Raw genomic sequence first — 3,260 nt, 5'->3', positions numbered from 1 at the left:
ATTAACACCCCCTTTGCCCCGGAGGTTTTAATGAGCTTTTTTAAATACGCCATTCGCTCGGAAATGGGCGACCCCCGCGTCGGATCCGGCGGAGCCGAAAGCAGACGTTCGGCCATTCGGGCAAAGGGTTCGTCGGCTGTCCCTTTTGCGTAGAGCCGCCGGGTGCAGCAGGCCAAATCATCGGCCGCTACGCGAGCGCCCATGGCTTCAATTTCATCAAAAAGCCGCATGGGTTCGGGCACAATCCCGGACAGCAAAAGTAGTACGCCTGCAGGGCGTTTCGCTTCCCCTCGGGGAAGATGTTGAACAAAAGCAGTAAATTCTTCCGCCGGAAGAAATTCCCGTGCCCGCACCACGGTGTAGAACTCCCGGTCCGAAAGATTCAGGCGCCAGCGATCGTCATAAAGCTGCGCCAGGGCTTCGTCGGCTGTTTCTTCCCGGGCAATTGCCTGAAGCAAATCCTCCGTTGAGGGTGATTTTCCGCTCCAGTCTGCTAACTCGCTGTACAGGTGTTTGAGTTCTTCGACCAAAAAATCAAAATCGACAGGCCGGGTGCCCCGTGGGTGGTAAAGCGTCAGCACCTTCTGCCGGGGCCGGACAAAATCCAGCAAAACGGAGCCCATCCCCTGGAGCGAGTCGCAGGTGTGGGGAACCAGAATCACGTCTGTGGCATCCAATCCCCCGCTCAGCAAAAAGGAGACGGCATTTCGCACGATGGCACAGGTGTAGGATTGCAGGTGGCTGCCACCCAGGGAAGCGTCGGCATGGGGCGGCCCCCAGACCTCCACCGGAAGCAGACCAAAGGCACGAAACAGCTCGCGGGGATAGCGGATGGGCAGCACGGCGGCTACCCGGCCGCCCGTTTCCTGAAAGCGGCGAATAACGTCTTTTCGCGTGGGAAGGGCGTTCATTTTGATTGCACCGAATTCACGAATTCTTCCATTTTGGTTCTCCGCTCGTTTCGACTCCGCTGGTTCAACTCTGCTCAGCGACCGAGGGAAACCGCTTTTCTCTTTGCTTACAACCGGATTCTTTACCATCCTGTCACCGACTCAGAATGACAGCCATTCGCATGGTCCTGTCATTCTGAGCGAGTGCAACAAGCGAAGATTCTCATTACGGTTTTCTATTTCACCCAGTGCCGAATTTGGGTGTGTTTGAAATCAATTTCGTAGTTCTGGTTTTTGTAGTGAATCAGCAGTTTCTGGCTGCCGACCTCCGCATCAGTAAACGGGCCGTGAAAAAGCTTGTATCGGCTGAAATCCCAGGCCACCCCGTTTAAAAAGCGCTGGTTCGGGTAGGTGAATTTCATGAAATTGTTGTCCGGGGTGCGAAATTGGACCGTTAAATCCTTGTCAAAATGGGACAAATTCGGTGTCCGCCGGCGGATGTATTTTTTAAAAGCCTCAAAAGTCGGGTAGTCGTCTTTGGAGGCCACCTCTAAAATCAACCCGTTTTTAAGCGAGGAGCTGCGCAGCCGCCAGTTGATGGTTTCCTCAATCCACTTGTAGGGTTTAAAAGGCAAAACAGCAATGTACACATTTCCGCCGGAGCAAAAAATCCAGCCTGAGGAATCGGTTTCCCGCACATCCAGATTTTTCGGAAAAAACATGTCGATGTGGTGGTAGTGAACCGTTTTCGGAATATTGTACAGCACAATAATCACATTCTTGTACTGAAAGGTGTGCTCGTAGGGCGAGCCGCCCGTCCATTTGTTGGGTTTGTTGTAGGTTCCTTTGGATTTTACCACATCGCGCGTAAGGATTTTTGTTTCTTCCGGGAAGAAGGTGGTAAGTTCCCTGGAGGAGTAGTACGGATGCAGAGAAAAAATGGTAGAGTAGCGTTTACTGGACACCCAGCTTACATCCCAGGTGTGCTGCTGGATGGGCTGCAAAATGCCGCCCTGCAAAGAGCCCAGGCAGTAGTCTTTGGTCATGTAATCGTACTTGTACACCGGGGGATTCCGTTTCGTGCCGTGCCGGATGATGTTGCGGACGCGTTTGGTTTCCGTGTGAACGTACGGAACGGAGCGGTCCCGGGCCGCCATAACAATTTCGTACGGGATTTTGTAGCGGCTCAGGGCCCCCACGACCGTGTGCGCCATGCGCCCGTCCGGATTGAAGGGTGTTTCGCCAAAATAGAGGTACCCGTAGTGGCTCATTTCTGAGCGTTTCAGGTCGTATACCTGCGGCTCGTAGATCCGGCTGTGTCCCCCGCAGAACATCCCCTTCAGATACTCCGGGGCGTAATCCGCCCAGTACCAATCGAGAATCAGCTTAGCTTCCATCCGGAATTTTGGCTCTTTGGAAAATTCGTACAGCAGAAACAGCGGCGAAAGGTACACCTCCCCGTAATCCGGGGAATCAAATTCTCCGGTTCCGATGGTCGTCACAATCCGCATCCAGTCTTCCAGGTAGCTTTTGGCTTCCTTGTAATTTTCGCCGGAGGATTTTCCATTGAACCAAAAATCTCCGGTTTCCCCCGGCCAGGTCTGGGAAGCCAGCAGAATCGAGGTGTAGTACATCAGCCAGTGGTTCTCGGTGTCCCCGCGGTAAGGCGTGTAGGTGTGGAAGATGTTTTTGATTTTTGCTTTGAGACTGGGGGGCAGCACATCCTGAAAATAGAGGTAGGTTGCCATGAGCGGGTAGATGTAAAACATGTCGCCATGGGGATGAACCAGCATGGAATCGATCCAGGCAAAGGCCGTCGGAACATCGGTGTGAGTGGCCAGTTTGGCCATCGCTCCAAAAAACCCGGGTGAGACCGTTCGTGCGGCGTAGTATTCCAGCAGGCGGTGTTTCCGGGCGTCAATTTGTTGGTACACCTCGTTCCGGGTGGGATTCAGGGTGGGATTCAACAGAAAATTCTGTGCAAAGACAGACGATGCCAAAACCACAATCATTCCAATCGTAATAAAAATCCGCTTTTTCATGATCTCTTTCTCTTTTCGTTACTTTCCAGAAATTCGTGGAAATGAGTTGAAACAAAAACAGCCCACGAATGAACACCCATTCATACCAATTTTTGATTTTCATTTCGTGAAAACCCGTGCAAACCCGTGGGGATAAATTCCTCATTTTGGGCTTTCAAGATTTTTCCATAAACGGTTTCCATTTTTCTTCCGGCGACGGGGGCGTGAGCAGGCTGACGCCAATCAACAAAACCAGAGACAGGCCAATGGCTGGAAAAATAATGTAATCCCAGCCGATGCCGAAGCCAAATTTCGCCACCAGGGTACCCAGCATTCCTCCCAAAATAGA

3 protein-coding genes are annotated in these 3,260 nt (G+C 52.2%); all 3 read right to left on the bottom strand.

Going from position 1 to position 3,260, the window contains the following annotated elements; all coding sequences use genetic code 11:
- Positions 1-911 (bottom strand): 2-hydroxyacyl-CoA dehydratase (locus GXO76_12250; GenBank protein NOY78631.1); only part of this gene is annotated, 911 nt, incomplete at its 3' end.
- A 215-nt stretch (positions 912-1,126) separates the two neighbouring features.
- Positions 1,127-2,932 carry a hypothetical protein gene (locus GXO76_12245; GenBank protein NOY78630.1) on the bottom strand — a complete coding sequence of 602 codons (1,806 nt, stop codon included), beginning with the start codon at positions 2,930-2,932 and terminating at the stop codon, positions 1,127-1,129.
- Positions 2,933-3,086: 154 nt separating this feature from the next.
- Positions 3,087-3,260, bottom strand: a 174-nt coding sequence (locus GXO76_12240) for a hypothetical protein (protein ID NOY78629.1), incomplete at its 5' end; no start/stop codon positions are given.

The organism is Calditrichota bacterium, assembly GCA_013151735.1.
Classification (GTDB): Bacteria; Zhuqueibacterota; JdFR-76; order JdFR-76; family BMS3Abin05; genus BMS3Abin05.
This window is presented reverse-complemented; position numbering and strand designations above follow the sequence as displayed.

Excerpts from the sequence above, each read along its gene's own strand:
- GXO76_12245 (NOY78630.1), bottom strand. The coding sequence starts at position 2,932 with ATGAAAAAGCGGATTTTTATTACGATTGGAATGATTGTGGTTTTGGCA.